Here is a 509-nt window from a genome sequence, read left to right as displayed (position 1 = left end):
CTATGGGCTTTGTCGCCCCGCCGTTCTGGCTGTGCACCGACAACGCCGCGATGATCGGCTGGGCGGGCGCGGAGCGGTTCGCGCTCGGCCTCACCGATCCGCTCGATATCGCCGCACGCCCGCGCTGGCCGCTCGATCCAGCAGCAGAGGCCGCGCGCGGCGCGGGGGTGAAGGCATGAGCAACCAAACCCTCGGCGTGATCGGCGGCGGGGCCTGGGGCACCGCGCTGGCGCAGATGCTGGCGAGCGACGGCCGCGACGTGCGGCTCTGGGCGTTCGAAGCGCCGGTGGTCGAAGAAATCAACGCGCAGCACCGCAACACGCCCTATCTGGCCGGGATGGACCTCGATCCGAGCATTCGCGCCACCACCGAACTCGCAGACCTAGCCGATCTGCCGATGCTGCTGGTGGTCACGCCCGCGCAGCATATGCGCCGCGTGCTGGCGTCGCTGCCCGAAGGTCCCGGCGATCTGGTACTCTGCTGCAAGGGCATCGAGGAGGCGAGCGGCG

1 protein-coding gene and 1 pseudogene are annotated in these 509 nt (G+C 70.5%); both read left to right on the top strand.

Annotated elements, in window-relative coordinates:
• Window positions 1–179: pseudogene (locus AX735_RS24920) on the top strand (tRNA (adenosine(37)-N6)-threonylcarbamoyltransferase complex transferase subunit TsaD); the annotation flags it as partial.
• Window positions 176–509 (top strand): 2-dehydropantoate 2-reductase N-terminal domain-containing protein (locus AX735_RS06810; protein ID WP_446471791.1); only part of this gene is annotated, 334 nt, incomplete at its 3' end. The pseudogene AX735_RS24920 and the gene AX735_RS06810, both read left to right, overlap by 4 nt.

The organism is Blastomonas sp. CCH1-A6 (assembly GCF_001556365.1).
GTDB lineage: Bacteria > Pseudomonadota > Alphaproteobacteria > Sphingomonadales > Sphingomonadaceae > Blastomonas > Blastomonas ursincola.
The sequence above is the reverse complement of the archived record's forward strand: the minus strand, read 5'-3'. Positions and strand labels throughout refer to the sequence as shown.